Here is an 18,798-nt window from a genome sequence, read left to right on the forward strand (position 1 = left end):
GCCGTGAGCCGGGTGTTCGTCCTGAACGGCCCCAACCTGGGCCGGCTCGGCTCGCGCGAACCCGACGTGTACGGGGCGACCTCGTACGCCGGACTCGTCGAAGCCTGCCGGAGCCTGGGCAAGGAGCTCGGCTACGACGTCGAGGTCCGCGAGACCAACGACGAGGGCGAGCTGATCCGCTGGCTCCACGAGGCGGCGGACGGCTCCATTCCGGTCGTTCTCAACCCGGGGGCGTTCACGCACTATTCGTACGGAATGCGGGACGCGGCCGCCCAGCGCACCGCCCCGCTGATCGAGGTGCACATCTCGAACCCGTACACCCGGGAGGAATTCCGGCACACCTCCGTGGTGGCCTCCGTCGCCAGCGGCACCATCGCGGGGTTCGGCATCGGCTCCTACCTCCTCGCCCTGCGCGCGCTCGCCGCTCAGGGCGACGCCTGAGACAACCGTCTGCCGGAAACAACCGTCCGCCGGAAACAACCGTCTGACAGGGCAGGACATTTAGTATCGCCTCGGTGCGTTCATCAGGTGAACGTACGGAGGCGGTACCGTGCGAGGGTTCGAGTGGGCCCTCGCGGGTCAGCATGACAACGACTCGGTTCCACCGTCTCCGGTGGACCGCACGGCCCGGCAACAGTCGCCTGTACGAGACGGAGTGGCACCGGATGCAGCACGTAGTGGGGGCTCCGCTGCCACCGCCCCACGGCCCCGGCGCGGTCTGGGCGGGCGCAGCCCCGCACCCGCAGGGCGCCCCGCACCCGCCGGCGGGACCCCCCTCGCCGCAGGGTCGCCCCCCTTCGCCGCAGGGTCCGCCCCCGCCGCAGCCTCCGGGCCCGCACGCTCCCGCACCGCACTCCCCGCAGCCGCCTGCACCCCACGCTGCACAGCACCCTGCGCCGCACTCCCCGCAGCACCCCGCCCCGCACTCCCCGCAGCCGCAGCACGCCCCCGTGCCGCCGGGCGCCCGCGACACCACGGGGCACATCCAGCTGCCCCCGGGCGGCCCCGTACCGCTGCCCGCGCCGCCGGCGGCCGCCGCGCCCGCGCACACCGGGAACACCACCCTCGCGGTCCTCCTGATAGGTCCCGCCGGGGCGGGCAAGACGACGGTGGCCAAGTACTGGGCCGCGCACCGCAGGGTGCCCACCGCCCACATCAGCCTCGACGACGTCCGCGAATGGGTCTGCTCCGGCTTCGCCGATCCGCAGGCCGGCTGGAACGACCACTCCGAGGCCCAGTACCGCCTCGCCCGCCGCACCTGCGGCTTCGCCGCCCGCAACTTCCTCGCCAACAACATCTCCTGCATCGTCGACGACGCCGTCTTCCCCGACCGGCCCGTCGTCGGCCTCGGCGGCTGGAAGCGGCACGTGGGCCCCGGGCTGCTGCCCGTCGTGCTCCTGCCCGGCCTGGAGATCGTCCTGGAGCGCAACGCCAAGCGCAGCGGCAACAGGCGCCTGAGCGACGAGGAAGTGGCGCGCATCCACGGCCGGATGGCGGGCTGGTACGGGTCCGGGCTGCCGATCATCGACAACTCGCAGTACGACGTCGCCACCACCGCACAGCTCCTCGACGAGACCCTGGCCAGGGCGATGGCGAGCCCGCCCACCTGGTGAACGCACCCACCCGATGAGCCTCCCGTCCACCCGACCCGTCCGCCCCGGGTGCGGAACCCGGTCGGACGCGCAGAAACGGCGCGCCCCCGCCCCCGTACCTACGCTCGCAGCATGTCCGATGCCCATGGAATCCGCCGCGGGCGGCTGCGCGACCGGGCCGCCGCCGCGGGCAGCGACGCCGCGCTCGTCTCCCGGCCCGCCAACGTCCGCTACCTCGCGGGCAGCGCCCCGGCCGGAGCAGTGGTCCTGCTGGGCCCGGACGGGCCCGAGAGCGACGTACTGCTGTGTCCGCGCACGCCCGAGGGCACACCCGTCGAGGGCCGCCCCGACGAATCGCTGCGCCTCCACGTCCTGCCGGCCCCCGGCGCGGACGCCGCCGTCGCCGCGGCCGGCATGGCGGCGGCCGCCGGAGCGGCGTCGCTCGCCGTGGAGGAACACCATCTGACGGTGGCCCGTCACCGGGCGCTCGGCTCGGTGGCACCCCGGCTGCTCCTGGCCGGGCTGGGGTTTGCCGTCGAACAGCAGCGCATCGTCAAGGACCAGGAGGAGATCTCCCAGCTGCGCATCGCCGCCGAGATCGCCGACCAGGCACTGGGCGAACTCCTGGAATCCATCCTGGTCGGCCGCACCGAACGCCACCTCGCCCTGGAACTGGAACGCCGGCTCGTCGACCACGGCGCCGACGCCCCCGGTTTCGCGACGTCCGTGGGCACCGGCCCGCACTCGGGCAGGGCAGGCCACCTGCCGACCGACCGCCGGGTGGAGGAAGGAGATTTCCTCTCCGTCTGCCTCGGCGCGAACTACCGGGGCTACCGCTGCGAGATCGGCCGCACCTTCGTGATCGGCACCGCACCCGCCGACTGGCAGATCGACCTCTACGACCTGGTGTTCGCCGCCCAGCGGGCGGGCCGGGAGGCACTCGCACCCGGCGTCGAGTACCGCGAAGTGGACCGTGCCGCCCGCCAGCCGCTCGAGGCCGAGGGGTACGGAGAGGCCCTCCCGGCGTCCACCGGGCACGGTGTGGGACTCGAAATCGTGGAGGACCCGCAGCTGGCACCATCAGCCATGGGTAAACTGGACGCTTGTGTGCCGGTCACCGTCGAGCCGGGGGTTCACCTCCCAGGTCGGGGCGGAGTCCGGATCGATGACACGCTCGTCGTGCGCCCCGAGGCGGACGGCGGACCCGAGCTACTCACCATTACGACCAAGGAACTGCTCGCCCTCTAGCCGGGCGTGCTCCTTAGGTCGTTCCACCAGTCCAGGAGATTCCGCAACCGTGGCTTCCACGAACGACCTCAAGAACGGCATGGTGCTCAAGCTCGACGGAGGCCAGCTCTGGTCCGTCGTCGAGTTCCAGCACGTCAAGCCCGGCAAGGGCCCTGCCTTCGTGCGCACCAAGCTCAAGAGCGTGATGTCCGGCAAGGTCGTCGACAAGACCTTCAACGCGGGCACGAAGGTCGAGACGGCCACCATCGACCGCCGCGACATGCAGTTCTCGTACATGGACGGCGAGTACTTCGTCTTCATGGACATGGACACGTACGACCAGCTCATGGTCGACCGCAAGTCCGTCGGCAACGCCGCCAACTTCCTGATCGAGGGCTTCACCGCCTCCGTCGCGCAGTACGAGGGCGAGGTGCTCTACGTCGAGCTCCCCGCCGCCGTCGAGCTGACCATCCAGGAGACCGAGCCCGGCGTCCAGGGCGACCGCTCCACCGGTGGCACCAAGCCCGCCACCCTGGAGACCGGCCACCAGATCCAGGTCCCGCTGTTCATCACGACCGGCGAGAAGATCAAGGTCGACACCCGCACGAGCGACTACCTCGGCCGGGTGAACAGCTAACCGTGGCCGCTCGCAACAACGCCCGCAAGCGCGCGTTCCAGATCCTCTTCGAGGCCGATCAGCGCGGTACGTCCGTGCAGAATGTCCTCGCGGACTGGGTCCGGCACTCGCGGAGCGACGAGCGCCAGCCGCCGGTGACCGAATACACGATGGAACTCGTCGAGGGGTACGCGCAGTACGCGCCCCGGATCGACGAGCTCATCGCGACCTATGCCGAGGGCTGGGACCTCGACCGGATGCCGGTCGTGGACCGCAACATCGTCCGGCTCGGTACGTACGAGCTGGTGTGGGTGGACGGGACCCCGGACGCCGTGGTGATCGACGAGGCGGTGCAGCTCGCCAAGGAGTTCTCCACCGACGAATCACCGTCCTTCGTCAACGGCCTGCTGGGCCGTTTCAAGGACCTGAAGCCGAACCTCCGCCGCGAGGACAGCTGACGCTGTCGCCGCTGCGGCGGATTCCCGTCGTGAAAGGGCCCGCAGTACGGAGTTCCGTACTGCGGGCCCTTTCACGTGCGCTGCCGGCGACGCCCGGGAAGCTTTCCGGCGGGTGCCCGAAATGCCGCCGGGGGCGGTGGCGGCAAAATGCCTCCACCGCCCCCGGCGGGACGTTTCTTCTCTTGCGGCACATGGCGCGAGAGGTACGGATCAGACCTCTTCGTGGCCCACCGCGCGACGCGCGTCCGCGTCCAGGACGCCCCAGCTGATGAGCTGTTCGGTCAGGACCGAGGGCGACTGGTCGTAAATCACGGCCAGGGTGCGCAGGTCGTCCTGACGGATCGACAGCACCTTGCCGTTGTAGTCGCCGCGCTGCGACTGGATGGTGGCCGCGTACCGCTGGAGCGGTCCCGCCTTCTCCGCCGGAACGTGCGCGAGACGCTCCAGGTCGAGACGGAGCTTCGGCGGCGGCTCGGCGGCACCGCCGGGCGTGGTGCCCGGCAGGAGCTCCTGGACCGGAACCCCGTAGAAGTCCGCCAGCTCGGCAAGACGCTGCACGGTCACCGCGCGGTCCCCGCGCTCGTACGAACCCACCACGACCGCCTTCCAGCGGCCCTGGGACTTTTCCTCGACACCGTGGAGGGAAAGGCCCTGCTGGGTGCGGATCGCACGGAGCTTGGCCCCGAGCTGTTTGGCGTATTCGCTGGACATAAAGCTCCCCGGACGCTGGAACATTGCGGCTCCGCCGCGTGGCTGGTAACTCACTGTGAGGTTACGCAGCGTTACTTGGATGCGTCAAGCCGAACGGGTGGGGGCCCCGTGAGAGAAGGGATCCGAGGCCCCTGGTACCGTGGACCACGTACATCCGACGTCCTTTAAGAACCGTCCTGTGAGGCGGAGAAGGAGGTCCGTTTCATATGGACACCAGCAACACCGGCCTTTCCGGCAATTCCGATGCGCGGGCAGTTCTCGAAGGCCCCGACATCGCACGGGTACTGACCCGTATCGCACACGAAATCGTCGAACGCGCCAAGGGCGCCGACGATGTCGTACTTCTCGGCATTCCGACCCGCGGTGTTTACCTCGCCCGCCGGCTCGCCGCCAAGCTCGAAGAGATCACCGGCCGCCCCGTACCGGTCGGATCGCTCGACATCACCATGTACCGCGACGACCTGCGGATGCGCCCCGCGCGCGCCCTGGCCCGCACCGAGATTCCCGGCGACGGACTCGACGGCCGCCTCGTCGTCCTCGTCGACGACGTACTCTTCTCCGGCCGCACCATCCGTGCCGCCCTGGACGCCCTCGGCGACCTGGGCCGTCCGCGCGCCGTCCAGCTCGCGGTCCTGGTCGACCGCGGCCACCGCGAACTCCCGATCCGCGCCGACTACGTCGGCAAGAACCTCCCCACGTCGCTGCGGGAGACGGTCAAGGTACAGCTCGCCGAGGAGGACGGTCGCGACACCGTGCTGCTCGGTGTCCAGCAGACCGCCCCGGCCGACAAGTAGCCGCCGTCCGCTGTACGGCCCGCCGTCCGGGCCGTACGGCCGCTGCTGCCTGCTCGCACGCCTCCTGCCCTTTGCGAACCTGGAGAGACCCCAGATGATGCGCCACCTCATCTCGGCCGCCGACCTCACCCGTGACGACGCCGTCCTGATCCTCGACACCGCCGAGGAAATGGCCCGGGTCGCCGACCGGCCGATCAAGAAACTGCCCACCCTGCGCGGCCGCACCGTCGTCAACCTCTTCTTCGAGGACTCCACCCGCACCCGGATCTCCTTCGAGGCGGCCGAGAAGCGGCTGTCGGCGGACGTCATCAACTTCACCGCCAAGGGCTCCTCGGTCTCCAAGGGCGAGTCGCTCAAGGACACCGCGCAGACCCTGGAGGCGATGGGCGTCGACGCCGTCGTCATCCGGCACGGCGCCTCCGGTGCCCCGTACCGCCTGGCCACCTCCGACTGGATCGACGCGACCGTCATCAACGCGGGCGACGGCACCCACCAGCACCCCACCCAGGCCCTGCTCGACGCCTTCACCATGCGGCGCCGGCTGGTCGGCCGGGACGCCGGACTCGGGCAGGACCTCGCAGGCAAGCGGATCACGCTCGTCGGCGACGTCCTGCACAGCCGGGTCGCCCGCTCCAACGTGGACCTGCTGCACACCCTGGGCGCCGAGGTCACCCTGGTCGCCCCGCCCACCCTGCTGCCGATCGGCGTCGAGCACTGGCCCGCCCACGTCAGCTACGACATCGACAGCGTGCTCGCCAAGTCCGACGCGGTGATGATGCTCCGCGTCCAGCGCGAGCGCATGAACGCCGCCTTCTTCCCGACCGAGCGCGAGTACTCGCGGCGCTACGGGCTGAACGGCGAGCGGATGGCGAAGATGCCCGGACACGCCATCGTCATGCACCCCGGACCGATGGTCCGCGGCATGGAGATCACCGCCGAGGTCGCCGACTCCGACCGCTGCACGGTCGTCGAGCAGGTCGCCAACGGCGTCTCCGTCCGCATGGCCGTCCTCTACCTGCTTCTCGGCGGAAACGAATCCGCCGCCCCCACCGCCACCGCTCGTACCGAGGAGAACAAGTAACCATGAGCAAGACCCTGATCCGTGGTGCGAAGGTGCTGGGCGGCGAGGTCCAGGACGTACTGATCGACGGCGAGACGATCGAGGCGGTCGGAACCGGCCTCGCGGCCGAGGGCGCCGAGGTGATCGAGGCCGACGGCAAGATCCTGCTGCCGGGCCTCGTCGACCTCCACACCCACCTGCGCGAGCCGGGCCGCGAGGACTCCGAGACGGTCCTCACCGGCACCCGCGCCGCTGCTTCCGGCGGCTACACGGCCGTCTTCGCCATGGCCAACACCTTCCCGGTCGCCGACACCGCCGGTGTCGTCGAGCAGGTCTACCGGCTCGGCAAGGAGTCCGGCTACTGCGACGTACAGCCCATCGGAGCCGTCACCGTCGGACTGGAGGGCAAGAAGCTCGCCGAGCTCGGCGCGATGCACGACTCCGCCGCCGGAGTGAAGGTCTTCTCCGACGACGGCAAGTGCGTCGACGACGCGGTGATCATGCGCCGCGCCCTGGAGTACGTGAAGGCGTTCGGCGGCGTCGTCGCCCAGCACGCCCAGGAGCCCCGCCTCACCGAGGGCGCCCAGATGAACGAGGGCACCGTCTCCGCCGAGCTGGGACTCGGCGGCTGGCCGGCCGTCGCCGAGGAGTCCGTCATCGCCCGCGACGTGCTGCTCGCCGAGCACGTCGGCTCCCGGGTGCACATCTGCCACCTGTCGACCGCCGGATCGGTGGAGATCGTACGGTGGGCCAAGTCGCGCGGCATCGACGTCACCGCCGAGGTCACCCCGCACCACCTGCTCCTCACCGACGAGCTGGTCCGGACCTACAACCCGGTCTACAAGGTGAACCCGCCGCTGCGCACCGAGAAGGACGTCATGGCGCTGCGCGAGGCGCTGGCCGACGGCACGATCGACATCGTCGCCACCGACCACGCCCCGCACCCGCACGAGGACAAGGACTGCGAGTGGGCCGCCGCCGCCATGGGCATGGTGGGCCTGGAGACCGCGCTGTCCGTCGTCCAGCAGACGATGGTGGAGACCGGGCTGCTGGACTGGGCCGGCGTCGCCGAGCGCATGTCCGCCAAGCCCGCCGCCATCGGCCGCCTGGCGGGCCACGGCCGGCCCGTCGCCGCCGGGGAGCCCGCGAACCTGACCCTGCTCGACGCCGCTTACCGTGGACAGGTGGACCCCGCGGGCTTCGCCTCCCGCAGCCGCAACACCCCCTACGAGGGACGTGAGCTGCCGGGACGCGTCACCCACACCTTCCTGCGGGGCCGGGCAACGGTCGTGGACGGGAAACTCGCGTGACATCTCTCATTGCACTGGCAGCGGACGCCGAGCAGAAGTCGGCGGAGGTGACCGACTGGGGCTCGCGCATCGCCTGGGTGCTCGGACTGCTCCTGTTCGTCGTCCTCGTCTACTGGCTGATGCGTCAGGGCTGGAAGTGGCGCGGCACCCTCCAGTCGGACCTGCCCGAGCTCCCCGAATCACCGGAGCGGCCCGGTGCGGCGAAGCTGAGGACAAGTGGCCGGTACCACGGGTCCACGACGGCCGGGCAGTGGCTCGACCGGATCGTGGCCCGGGGCCTGGGCACCCGCAGCAGGGTCGAGCTGACGCTCACCGACCAGGGCCTGGACGTCGTGCGGCCCGGGGCGGACGACTTCTTCATCCCGGCCGCACAGCTCCGCGAAGCCCGTCTCGACAAGGGCATCGCGGGCAAGGTCCTCGCGGAGGGCGGCCTGCTGGTCGTCACCTGGTCGCACGGCGACAAGCTGATCGACTCGGGTTTCCGCTCCGACACGGCCGCCGAGCACACGGCCTGGGTCGAGGCCATCAACTCCATCACCACAGCAGTTACTACGGAAGGCACCGCACGATGACGATCTCCACCCGGGGAGCCGGCCAGGCTCCCGCCGTACTCGTCCTGGAGGACGGCCGCAGCTTCCGCGGCCGCGCCTACGGGGCCGTGGGGGAGACCTTCGGCGAGGCGGTGTTCAACACCGGCATGACCGGATACCAGGAGACCCTCACCGACCCCTCGTACCACCGTCAGGTCGTCGTGATGACCGCCCCGCACGTGGGCAACACCGGCGTCAACGACGAGGACGACGAGTCGGCGAAGATCTGGGTCGCCGGTTATGTCGTACGCGACCCCGCCCGCGTCCCGTCCAACTGGCGCTCCCGGCGCTCGCTGGACGACGAGCTGGTCAAGCAGGGCATCGTCGGGATCTGCGGCATCGACACCCGCGCCCTGACCCGCCACCTGCGCGAGCGCGGCGCCATGCGCGTCGGCATCTTCTCCGGCGAGGCGCTCGCCGACGAGGCGACGCTGCTCGCCCGCGTCAAGGAAGCACCCCAGATGAAGGGCGCCGACCTCTCCGCGGAAGTCGCCACCAAGGAGACGTACGTCGTCCCGGCCGTCGGCGAGAAGAAGTTCACCGTCGCCGCCATCGACCTGGGCATCAAGGGCATGACCCCGGCGCTGATGGCCGAGCGCGGCATCGAGGTCCACGTCATGCCCGCCACGGCGACCGCCGAGGAGCTGTACGCCGTGAACCCCGACGGCGTCTTCCTCTCCAACGGCCCCGGCGACCCGTCCACCGTCGACCTCACCCTCATCAAGGCGGCCCTGGCGAAGAAGACGCCGCTGTTCGGCATCTGCTTCGGCAACCAGATCCTCGGCCGCGCGCTCGGCTTCGGCACGTACAAGCTGAAGTACGGCCACCGGGGCATCAACCAGCCGGTGCAGGACCGCACCACCGGCAAGGTCGAGATCACCGCGCACAACCACGGCTTCGCCGTCGACGCGCCGCTCGACACGGTCTCCGACACTCCCTACGGCCGCGCCGAGGTCTCCCACGTCTGTCTCAACGACAACGTGGTGGAGGGACTCCAGCTCCTCGACCAGCCCGCGTTCAGCGTCCAGTACCACCCCGAAGCAGCCGCGGGTCCGCACGACGCCGCGTACCTGTTCGACCGCTTCGTACAGCTCATGGAGGGCCAGCGTGCCTAAGCGCACCGATATCCAGTCCGTCCTGGTCATCGGCTCCGGCCCGATCGTCATCGGCCAGGCCGCGGAGTTCGACTACTCCGGCACCCAGGCCTGCCGCATCCTCAAGGCCGAGGGCCTGCGGGTCATCCTGGTCAACTCGAACCCCGCGACGATCATGACGGACCCGGAGATCGCCGACGCCACGTACGTCGAGCCGATCACCCCGGAGTACGTCGAGAAGATCATCGCCAAGGAGCGCCCCGACGCGCTCCTGCCCACCCTCGGCGGCCAGACCGCGCTCAACACCGCCATCTCCATGCACGAGCAGGGTGTGCTGGAGAAGTACGGCGTGGAGCTGATCGGCGCCAACGTCGAGGCCATCAACAAGGGCGAGGACCGCGAGCTCTTCAAGGGCGTCGTCGAGGCCGTCAAGGCCAAGATCGGTTACGGCGAGTCCGCCCGCTCGGTCATCTGCCACACCATGGACGACGTCATCGCGGGCGTCGACACCCTCGGCGGCTACCCCGTCGTCGTCCGTCCCTCCTTCACCATGGGCGGCGCCGGCTCCGGCTTCGCGCACGACGAGGAGGAACTGCGCCGGATCGCCGGCCAGGGCCTCACGCTCTCCCCGACCACCGAGGTGCTCCTGGAGGAGTCCATCCTCGGCTGGAAGGAGTACGAGCTGGAGCTGATGCGCGACAAGGCCGACAACGTCGTGGTCGTCTGCTCCATCGAGAACTTCGACCCGATGGGCGTCCACACCGGCGACTCCATCACCGTCGCCCCGGCGATGACGCTGACCGACCGCGAGTACCAGCGGCTGCGCGACATCGGCATCGCGATCATCCGCGAGGTCGGCGTCGACACCGGCGGCTGCAACATCCAGTTCGCGGTCAACCCCGACGACGGCCGCATCATCGTCATCGAGATGAACCCGCGCGTCTCCCGCTCCTCGGCGCTCGCGTCCAAGGCGACCGGCTTCCCGATCGCCAAGATCGCCGCCCGTCTCGCCGTCGGCTACACGCTGGACGAGATCCCCAACGACATCACCGAGAAGACCCCGGCCTCCTTCGAACCGACCCTCGACTACGTCGTCGTCAAGGTCCCGCGGTTCGCCTTCGAGAAGTTCCCGGCCGCCGACGCCACCCTCACCACCACCATGAAGTCGGTGGGCGAGGCCATGGCGATCGGCCGCAACTTCACCGAGGCGCTCAACAAGGCGCTGCGCTCGCTGGAGAAGAAGGGCAGCCAGTTCACCTTCGCCGGCGAGCCCGGTGACAAGGCCGCCCTGCTGGAGACCGCCAAGGTCCCCACCGACGGCCGCATCAACACCGTCATGCAGGCCATCCGGGCCGGCGCCACCCAGGAAGAGGTCTTCGACGCCACGAAGATCGACCCCTGGTTCGTCGACCAGCTGTTCCTGATCAAGGAGTACGCGGACGAGCTGGCCGCCGCCGACAAGCTCGAACCCGAGCTGCTCGCCGACGCCAAGCGCCACGGCTTCTCCGACGTCCAGATCGCCGAGATCCGCGGCCTTCGCGAGGACGTCGTCCGCGAGGTCCGGCACGCCCTCGGTGTGCGCCCGGTCTACAAGACGGTCGACACCTGCGCCGCCGAGTTCGCCGCGAAGACGCCGTACTTCTACTCCTCCTACGACGAGGAGTCCGAGGTCGCGCCGCGCGAGAAGCCCGCCGTGATCATCCTCGGCTCCGGCCCCAACCGCATCGGCCAGGGCATCGAGTTCGACTACTCCTGCGTCCACGCCTCCTTCGCGCTCAGCGACGCGGGCTACGAGACCGTGATGGTCAACTGCAACCCGGAGACCGTCTCCACCGACTACGACACCTCCGACCGCCTGTACTTCGAGCCCCTCACGCTCGAGGACGTGCTGGAGATCGTGCACGCGGAGACCCTGGCCGGTCCCATCGCCGGCGTCATCGTCCAGCTCGGCGGCCAGACCCCCCTCGGGCTCGCCCAGGCGCTCAAGGACAACGGCGTGCCCGTCGTCGGCACCCCGCCCGAGGCCATCCACGCCGCCGAGGACCGCGGCGCCTTCGGCCGGGTGCTCGCCGAGGCCGGGCTGCCCGCGCCCAAGCACGGCACCGCGACCACCTTCTCCGAGGCCAAGGCCATCGCCGACGAGATCGGCTACCCCGTCCTGGTACGCCCCTCGTACGTGCTCGGCGGCCGCGGCATGGAGATCGTCTACGACGAGACCCGCCTCTCCTCCTACATCGAGGAGTCCACCGAGATCAGCCCCACGCGGCCGGTCCTGGTCGACCGCTTCCTCGACGACGCCATCGAGATCGACGTCGACGCCCTCTACGACGGCACCGAGCTCTACCTCGGCGGCGTCATGGAGCACATCGAGGAAGCCGGCATCCACTCCGGCGACTCCGCCTGCGCGCTGCCCCCGATCACCCTCGGCGGATTCGACATCAAGCGTCTGCGGATCTCCACCGAGGCCATCGCCAAGGGCGTCGGCGTGCGCGGACTGATCAACATCCAGTTCGCCATGGCCGGGGACATCCTCTACGTCCTGGAAGCCAACCCGCGCGCCTCGCGCACCGTGCCCTTCACCTCGAAGGCGACGGCGGTGCCGCTCGCCAAGGCAGCCGCCCGCATCTCGCTCGGCGCCACCATCGCCGAACTGCGGGCCGAGGGCATGCTGCCGAAGACCGGCGACGGCGGCACGCTGCCGCAGGACGCGCCGATCTCCGTCAAGGAGGCCGTGATGCCGTGGAGCCGCTTCCGCGACATGCACGGACGCGGCGTCGACACGGTGCTGGGCCCGGAGATGCGCTCCACCGGTGAGGTCATGGGCATCGACTCGGTCTTCGGCACGGCGTACGCCAAGTCGCAGGCCGGCGCGTACGGCCCGCTGCCCACCAAGGGCCGCACCTTCATCTCGGTGGCCAACCGCGACAAGCGCTCGATGATCTTCCCCGCCCGCGAGCTGGTCGCCCACGGCTTCGAGCTGCTGGCCACCTCCGGCACCGCCGAGGTGCTCCGCCGCAACGGCATCAACGCCACCGTGGTGCGCAAGCTCAGCGAGGGCGAGGGCCCCAACGGCGAGAAGACCATCGTCCAGCTGATCCACGACGGTGAGGTCGACCTCATCATCAACACCCCGTACGGCACGGGCGGCCGCCTCGACGGCTACGAGATCCGCACCGCGGCGGTCGCCCGCTCCGTCCCCTGCCTCACCACGGTCCAGGCACTCGCCGCCGCCGTGCAGGGCATCGACGCGCTCAACCGCGGCGACGTGGGGGTCCGCTCCCTCCAGGAACACGCGGAGCATCTGACCGCGGCCCGCGAGGACTAGGCAGCAGGGGAGGGGGACACCGGAAACGGTGTCCCCCTCTTCGCGAGCCCACCCTCCCCCAGACTTCCGAAGGCACCCATGTACAAGTTCTTCTTCGACCTCGTCTTCAAGCGGATGGACCCCGAGCAGGCCCATCACCTGGCCTTCCGCTGGATCCGCCTGGCCGCCCGCGTCCCGGTCCTGCGCACCTTCGTCGCGGCCGCCCTCGCCCCCCGGTACCGGGAGCTGCGCACCGAAGCACTCGGGCTGCGCATGCACGGCCCGTTCGGCCTGGCGGCCGGCTTCGACAAGAACGCGGTCGCCATCGACGGCATGACCATGCTCGGCTTCGACCACGTCGAGATCGGCACCGTCACCGCCCAGCCGCAGCCCGGCAACCCCAAGAAGCGCCTCTTCCGCCTCGTCGCGGACCGCGCGCTCATCAACCGCATGGGCTTCAACAACGAGGGCTCCGAGGCCGTCGCGGCCCGCCTGGCCGCCCGCAACGCCGCTCTCGGTAAAAAGCACAGCAGGGCGACCGTCGGCGTCAACATCGGCAAGACCAAGGTGGTCCCGGAGGAGGAGGCGGTCGCCGACTACGTCACCTCCACCGAGCGCCTCGCCGCCCACGCCGACTACCTCGTCGTCAACGTGTCCTCCCCGAACACCCCCGGCCTGCGCAACCTCCAGGCCACCGAGTCCCTGCGCCCGCTGCTCACCGCCGTACGGGAAGCCGCCGACCGCACCGTCACCGGCCGCCGTGTCCCGCTCCTGGTCAAGATCGCCCCCGATCTCGCGGACGAGGACGTCGACGCGGTCGCCGACCTGGCCCTGGAGCTCGGCCTGGACGGCATCATCGCCACCAACACCACCATCGCCCGCGAGAGCCTCGGCCTGAAGTCCTCCCCGGAGCTGTACGGCGAGACCGGCGGCCTCTCCGGCGCCCCCGTCAAGGCGCGCTCCCTGGAGGTCCTGCGCCGCCTGTACGCGCGCGTGGGCGACGAACTCACCCTCGTCGGGGTGGGCGGCATCGAGAACGCCGAGGACGCCTGGCAGCGCATCCTCGCCGGTGCCACCCTGATCCAGGGCTACAGCGCCTTCATCTACGAAGGCCCGTTCTACGCCCGCGCGATCCACAAGGGTCTGGCCGCGCGCCTGGCCACCAGCCCGTACAAGACCCTCGCCGAGGCCGTCGGCGCGGACGCCAGGAAGCAGGAAGCCGCATGATCCCCTTCGGAACCCGCCTCCGTACGGCGATGGACACCCGCGGCCCGCTCTGCGTCGGCATCGACCCGCACGCCTCCCTGCTGAACGCCTGGGGCCTGGACGACGACATCAAGGGCCTGGAGACCTTCACCCGCACCGTCGTCGAAGCACTCGCCGACCGGGTCGCGGTCCTCAAGCCGCAGTCCGCGTTCTTCGAGCGGTTCGGCTCGCGCGGCATCGCCGTACTGGAAAGGGCCGTCGAGGAGTCGCGGGCCGCAGGGGCCCTGGTCCTGATGGACGCCAAGCGCGGCGACATCGGCTCCACCATGGGCGCGTACGCCGCCACCTACCTCGACCCCGCCTCCCCGCTCTTCTCCGACGCGGTCACCGTCTCCCCGTACCTCGGCTTCGGCTCGCTGCGCCCGGCGCTCGACCTGGCCGCCGCGCACGGCGCGGGCGTCTTCGTGCTGGCCCTCACCTCCAACCCGGAGGGCGCCGAGGTCCAGCGCGCCACCGCCGCCGACGGCCGTTCGCTGGCCCAGCTGATGCTCGACCACATGGCCGCCGAGAACGCGGGCGCCGACCCGATGGGCTCGGTCGGCGCGGTGGTCGGCGCGACCCTCGGCGACGCGGGAGTGAACCTCGCGATCAACGGGCCGCTGCTCGCCCCGGGCATCGGCGCGCAGGGCGCGACGCCGGCGGATCTCCCCGGAGTCTTCGGATCCGCGGTCGGCAACGTCGTCCCGAGCGTGAGCCGGGGCGTCCTGCGCCACGGCCCCGATCCCGCCGGCCTGAGGGATTCGGCACAGCGGTTCGCCGATGAGGTGCGCGAAGCGGTTTCCGGCGCCTGACGGCGTGCTCCGGAGCGGTCCGCGGGCGGGCCGCGGCGCGAAGTTGACGAATTACTTGCCCAAAACCCGGGTGTTACGCGGCAAATGTCCGCCTCGTCTGAGGCTGACCAGGACTTTTAGTCCGTTCTCACTGACGGGAGCGGCCGCGCCCGCTAGTCTCCGACGAGAGCAAACACACAGCTCCACCGTGTGTTTGCTCACCGAGTGCGGGGTTACTAGCTCCTCACCGGTCCGTATCCGACAGTTCGACATCCGAGGTGACGTAGGCGTGGCTCTTCCGCCCCTTACCCCTGAACAGCGCGCAGCCGCGCTCGAAAAGGCCGCCGCGGCTCGCCGGGAGCGGGCCGAGGTCAAGAATCGACTCAAGCACTCCGGCGCTTCCCTCCACGAGGTCATCAAGCAGGGCCAGGAGAACGACGTCATCGGGAAGATGAAGGTCTCCGCCCTTCTCGAGTCCCTGCCCGGCGTGGGCAAGGTCCGCGCCAAGCAGATCATGGAGCGGCTCGGCATTTCCGAGAGCCGCCGGGTGCGCGGTCTCGGCTCCAACCAGATCGCATCCCTGGAGCGTGAATTCGGCGGCAGCGCTGCCTGAGCGCCGCCGCCGGACGACCGGCGTCCCGGGCACCCCCGGGAAGCTGGAATAATCGCTCCATGGCTGCAACATCCCGGGGGACGTCCCCCGCACCCCCGGACGTACGTCCGCGGCTGACCGTGCTCTCCGGCCCCTCAGGGGTCGGCAAGAGCACGGTCGTCGCGCATATGCGCAAGGTCCACCCCGAGGTCTGGCTCTCCGTCTCGGCCACCACCCGCAAGCCGCGGCCCGGCGAGCGGCACGGTGTCCAGTACTTCTTCGTCACCGACGAGGAGTTCGACAAGCTGATCGCCAACGGCGAGCTGCTGGAGTGGGCCGAGTTCGCGGGCAACCGCTACGGCACCCCGCGCAACGCAGTGAACGAGCGCCTGGAGGCCGGCGAGCCCGTCCTCCTGGAGATCGACCTCCAGGGCGCCCGCCAGGTCAAGGACTCGATGTCCGACTCGCAGCTGGTCTTTCTGGCCCCGCCGAGCTGGGACGAACTGGTCCGCCGGCTCACCGGCCGCGGCACCGAGTCGCCCGAGGTCATCGAGCGCCGACTGGCCGTCGCCAAGATCGAACTCGCCGCCGAGGCCGAGTTCGACACCACCCTCGTCAACACCTCCGTCGAGGACGTAGCACGTGAGCTGCTAACGTTGATGGAAGTTGTTTGATCTTTGTCCATTTTTTCGGGCGTCCCAGAAGACCGGTTCTCCGGAAAGCCGGGAGTCCCGGAAGTTTTCGGAAGGTAGAGCGTGTCCTCTTCCATTTCCACGCCCGAGGGCATCATCAACCCGCCGATCGATGAGCTGCTCGAGGCAACCGACTCGAAGTACAGCCTCGTGATCTACGCGGCCAAGCGCGCGCGCCAGATCAACGCGTACTACTCCCAGCTCGGCGAAGGCCTGCTGGAGTACGTCGGTCCGCTGGTGGACACCCACGTCCACGAGAAGCCGCTCTCGATCGCCCTGCGTGAGATCAACGCGGGTCTGCTGACGTCGGAGGCCATCGAGGGCCCGGCGCAGTAGGCATTATTTCTGCTCCTTCACCACAGGCCCGGCGGCCCGTCCGCCGGGCCTGTGGTGTGTGATGGGGGCTGTACGCATCCGATGAGCGGGGAGCCGTAACTGTGGAGAAGCCGAAGGTCGTCCTGGGGGTCAGCGGGGGCATCGCCGCCTACAAGGCGTGCGAGCTGCTGCGGCGGCTGACCGAGTCGGGCCACGACGTACGGGTCGTACCGACCGAGGCGTCGCTGCACTTCGTGGGGGCCGCCACCTGGTCGGCGCTGTCCGGCAACCCGGTCTCCGCCGAGGTCTGGGACTCCGTCCACGAGGTCCCGCACGTCCGCATCGGCCAGCACGCCGACCTCGTCGTGGTCGCCCCGGCCACCGCGGACATGCTCGCCAAGGCCGCGCACGGCCTCGCCGACGACCTGCTCACCAACACCCTCCTCACCGCCCGCTGTCCGGTGCTCTTCGCGCCCGCCATGCACACCGAGATGTGGGAGCACCCGGCCACCCAGGAGAACGTGGCGACGCTGCGCCGCCGCGGCGCGGTCGTCCTGGAGCCCGCCGTCGGCCGGCTGACCGGCGTCGACACCGGCAAGGGCCGATTCCCCGACCCGGTGGAGATCTTCGAGACCTGCCGCCGGGTGCTGGCCCGGGGCACGGCAGGGCCCGACCTCACGGGCCGCCATGTCGTCATCAGCGCGGGCGGCACCCGGGAGCCGCTGGACCCGGTCCGCTACCTGGGCAATCGCTCCTCCGGCAAGCAGGGCTACGCCCTCGCGCGCACCGCGCTGGCCCGTGGCGCCCGGGTCACCCTCGTCGAGGCGAACACCGGCCTGCCCGACCCCGCGGGCGCCGACATCGTCCGCGTGGGCACCGCCGTTCAGCTGCGCGAAGCGGTCCTGAAGGCAGCCGAGGACGCGGACGTGGTGGTGATGGCCGCCGCGGTCGCCGACTTCCGCCCCGCGACGTACCGGGCAGGCAAGATCAAGAAGCAGGACGGCGAGGAGCCCGCGCCCCTCACCCTGGTCCGCAACCCGGACATCCTCGCCGAGGTGGCGGGCGGCCCCGACGGCACGCGGCTCAGGCCCGGGCAGGTCGTCGTGGGCTTCGCGGCCGAGACCGACGACGTCCTGGCCAACGGCCGCAGGAAGCTGCGGCGCAAGGGCTGTGACCTGCTCGTCGTGAACGAGGTGGGGGAGCGCAAGACCTTCGGCTCGGAGGAGAACGAGGCAGTGGTGCTCGCCGCCGACGGGGCCGAGACCCCGGTGCCGTACGGCCCGAAGGAAGCACTCGCCGAGGTCGTATGGGACTTGGTGGTCCGCCGGCTCGGGTGAGTCCGGGTGGACGGCCGCCTTCTCCGCGAAGGGCGAAAACCCCGTAATGTCGGGAAATTTGGACCCTGGCGGAGATCGCTTTCGGTGCTGCACAATGCAGTGCCGCGGATCACACCCCTCCCATTCGGCGAGACTCGTGGTCCAGTGGGCAAGCATGACCGATAAAGTGGTGGCGGACCGAGGCCGGGCGCAGCTCCCGGCAGGTCCGCCAATGATCAGCCAGCAGCCGCTGCAACCCCAGGGAGCGTTGTGTCCCGTCGTCTCTTCACCTCGGAGTCTGTGACCGAGGGCCACCCCGACAAGATCGCTGACCAGATCAGCGACACGATCCTCGACGCGCTCCTGCGGGAGGACCCGACCTCCCGGGTCGCCGTGGAGACCCTCATCACCACGGGCCTCGTGCACGTCGCCGGTGAGGTCACCACCAAGGCGTACGCGCCGATCGCGCAGCTCGTGCGCGAAAAGATTCTCGACATCGGCTACGACTCCTCGAAGAAGGGCTTCGACGGCGCCTCCTGCGGCGTGTCGGTGTCCATCGGCGCGCAGTCCCCGGACATCGCGCAGGGCGTCGACACCGCCTACGAGAAGCGGGTCGAGGGCGACGAGGACGAGCTCGACAAGCAGGGCGCGGGCGACCAGGGCCTGATGTTCGGCTACGCGTGCGACGAGACGCCGGAGCTGATGCCGCTCCCGATCCACCTCGCGCACCGCCTGTCGCGCCGGCTGTCCGAGGTCCGCAAGAACGGGACGATTCCCTACCTGCGCCCCGACGGCAAGACCCAGGTCACCATCGAGTACGACGGCGACAAGGCCGTCCGTCTCGACACGGTCGTCGTCTCCTCGCAGCACGCCTCGGACATCGACCTGGAGTCGCTGCTCGCCCCGGACATCCGCGAGTTCGTCGTCGAGCACGTCCTGGGGCAGCTCGTCGAGGACGGCATCAAGCTCGACACCGAGGGCTACCGCCTGCTGGTGAACCCGACCGGGCGCTTCGAGATCGGCGGCCCGATGGGCGACGCGGGCCTGACCGGCCGCAAGATCATCATCGACACGTACGGCGGCATGGCCCG

19 protein-coding genes are annotated in these 18,798 nt (G+C 70.2%); 18 read left to right on the top strand and 1 reads right to left on the bottom strand.

Going from position 1 to position 18,798, the window contains the following annotated elements:
* The first annotated feature begins 3 nt into the window (after positions 1-3).
* The 5 genes from ACFWVV_RS28040 (at position 4) to nusB (ending at position 3,893) form a co-directional block, all read left to right on the top strand.
* Positions 4-441 carry a type II 3-dehydroquinate dehydratase gene (locus ACFWVV_RS28040; protein WP_384355732.1) on the top strand — a complete coding sequence of 146 codons (438 nt, stop codon included), beginning with the start codon at positions 4-6 and terminating at the stop codon, positions 439-441.
* A 224-nt stretch (positions 442-665) separates the two neighbouring features.
* Positions 666-1,613, top strand: a complete 948-nt coding sequence (locus ACFWVV_RS28045; RefSeq protein WP_384355712.1) for an AAA family ATPase — start codon at positions 666-668, stop codon at positions 1,611-1,613.
* Positions 1,614-1,724: 111 nt separating this feature from the next.
* Positions 1,725-2,840 carry a M24 family metallopeptidase gene (locus ACFWVV_RS28050; protein WP_384355714.1) on the top strand — a complete coding sequence of 372 codons (1,116 nt, stop codon included), beginning with the start codon at positions 1,725-1,727 and terminating at the stop codon, positions 2,838-2,840.
* Positions 2,841-2,889: 49 nt separating this feature from the next.
* Positions 2,890-3,456, top strand: a complete 567-nt coding sequence (gene efp / locus ACFWVV_RS28055; protein ID WP_384355716.1) for an elongation factor P — start codon at positions 2,890-2,892, stop codon at positions 3,454-3,456.
* 2 nt (positions 3,457-3,458) lie between these two features.
* Entirely contained in the window at positions 3,459-3,893 is a 435-nt protein-coding gene (gene nusB / locus ACFWVV_RS28060) for a transcription antitermination factor NusB (protein ID WP_384355718.1), read from the top strand.
* Between the two features lie 210 nt (positions 3,894-4,103).
* Here nusB and bldD read toward each other — a convergent pair whose 3' ends face one another.
* The gene (bldD, locus tag ACFWVV_RS28065; RefSeq protein WP_185030598.1) at positions 4,104-4,604 is read right to left on the bottom strand and encodes a transcriptional regulator BldD; all 501 of its coding nucleotides are present in this window, start codon (positions 4,602-4,604) and stop codon (positions 4,104-4,106) included.
* A 206-nt stretch (positions 4,605-4,810) separates the two neighbouring features.
* Between bldD and pyrR the strand changes: the two genes are divergently transcribed.
* The 13 genes from pyrR to metK form a co-directional block, all read left to right on the top strand.
* Positions 4,811-5,398: a bifunctional pyr operon transcriptional regulator/uracil phosphoribosyltransferase PyrR gene (gene pyrR / locus ACFWVV_RS28070; RefSeq protein WP_384358892.1), complete on the top strand. Its 588-nt coding sequence runs from the start codon at positions 4,811-4,813 to the stop codon at positions 5,396-5,398.
* Positions 5,399-5,492: 94 nt separating this feature from the next.
* The gene (locus ACFWVV_RS28075; protein WP_384358894.1) at positions 5,493-6,479 is read left to right on the top strand and encodes an aspartate carbamoyltransferase catalytic subunit; all 987 of its coding nucleotides are present in this window, start codon (positions 5,493-5,495) and stop codon (positions 6,477-6,479) included.
* Between the two features lie 2 nt (positions 6,480-6,481).
* Complete coding sequence (locus ACFWVV_RS28080; protein ID WP_384358896.1) at positions 6,482-7,768, top strand: dihydroorotase; 1,287 nt, start codon at positions 6,482-6,484, stop codon at positions 7,766-7,768.
* Positions 7,765-8,340 carry a hypothetical protein gene (locus tag ACFWVV_RS28085; protein ID WP_384358898.1) on the top strand — a complete coding sequence of 192 codons (576 nt, stop codon included), beginning with the start codon at positions 7,765-7,767 and terminating at the stop codon, positions 8,338-8,340. The genes ACFWVV_RS28080 and ACFWVV_RS28085 overlap by 4 nt, the downstream gene beginning before the upstream one ends.
* Positions 8,337-9,473 carry a glutamine-hydrolyzing carbamoyl-phosphate synthase small subunit gene (gene carA, locus ACFWVV_RS28090; RefSeq protein WP_384358900.1) on the top strand — a complete coding sequence of 379 codons (1,137 nt, stop codon included), beginning with the start codon at positions 8,337-8,339 and terminating at the stop codon, positions 9,471-9,473. The genes ACFWVV_RS28085 and carA overlap by 4 nt, the downstream gene beginning before the upstream one ends.
* A complete protein-coding gene (gene carB, locus ACFWVV_RS28095) occupies positions 9,466-12,777 on the top strand; it encodes a carbamoyl-phosphate synthase large subunit (RefSeq protein WP_384358902.1) in 3,312 nt (1,103 codons plus the stop codon). Before carA ends, carB begins: the two co-directional genes overlap by 8 nt.
* Positions 12,778-12,855: 78 nt before the next feature.
* Positions 12,856-13,983 carry a quinone-dependent dihydroorotate dehydrogenase gene (locus ACFWVV_RS28100; protein WP_384358904.1) on the top strand — a complete coding sequence of 376 codons (1,128 nt, stop codon included), beginning with the start codon at positions 12,856-12,858 and terminating at the stop codon, positions 13,981-13,983.
* Positions 13,980-14,813, top strand: a complete 834-nt coding sequence (pyrF, locus tag ACFWVV_RS28105) for an orotidine-5'-phosphate decarboxylase (RefSeq protein ID WP_384358906.1) — start codon at positions 13,980-13,982, stop codon at positions 14,811-14,813. Before ACFWVV_RS28100 ends, pyrF begins: the two co-directional genes overlap by 4 nt.
* A gap of 268 nt (positions 14,814-15,081) precedes the next feature.
* The gene (locus ACFWVV_RS28110) at positions 15,082-15,405 is read left to right on the top strand and encodes an integration host factor (protein ID WP_014157387.1); all 324 of its coding nucleotides are present in this window, start codon (positions 15,082-15,084) and stop codon (positions 15,403-15,405) included.
* A 59-nt stretch (positions 15,406-15,464) separates the two neighbouring features.
* Positions 15,465-16,058 (top strand): guanylate kinase, encoded by a 594-nt coding sequence (gene gmk, locus ACFWVV_RS28115; protein WP_384358908.1) that lies wholly within the window; start codon positions 15,465-15,467, stop codon positions 16,056-16,058.
* An 81-nt stretch (positions 16,059-16,139) separates the two neighbouring features.
* Positions 16,140-16,412 carry a DNA-directed RNA polymerase subunit omega gene (rpoZ, locus tag ACFWVV_RS28120; protein ID WP_028814064.1) on the top strand — a complete coding sequence of 91 codons (273 nt, stop codon included), beginning with the start codon at positions 16,140-16,142 and terminating at the stop codon, positions 16,410-16,412.
* Between the two features lie 101 nt (positions 16,413-16,513).
* Entirely contained in the window at positions 16,514-17,728 is a 1,215-nt protein-coding gene (gene coaBC / locus ACFWVV_RS28125; RefSeq protein WP_384358910.1) for a bifunctional phosphopantothenoylcysteine decarboxylase/phosphopantothenate--cysteine ligase CoaBC, read from the top strand.
* A gap of 249 nt (positions 17,729-17,977) precedes the next feature.
* A partial coding sequence (metK, locus tag ACFWVV_RS28130; RefSeq protein WP_384358912.1) for a methionine adenosyltransferase occupies positions 17,978-18,798 on the top strand: 821 nt, incomplete at its 3' end.

The organism is Streptomyces sp. NPDC058663, assembly GCF_042716745.1.
In the GTDB taxonomy this organism is placed as follows: Bacteria; Actinomycetota; Actinomycetes; order Streptomycetales; family Streptomycetaceae; genus Streptomyces.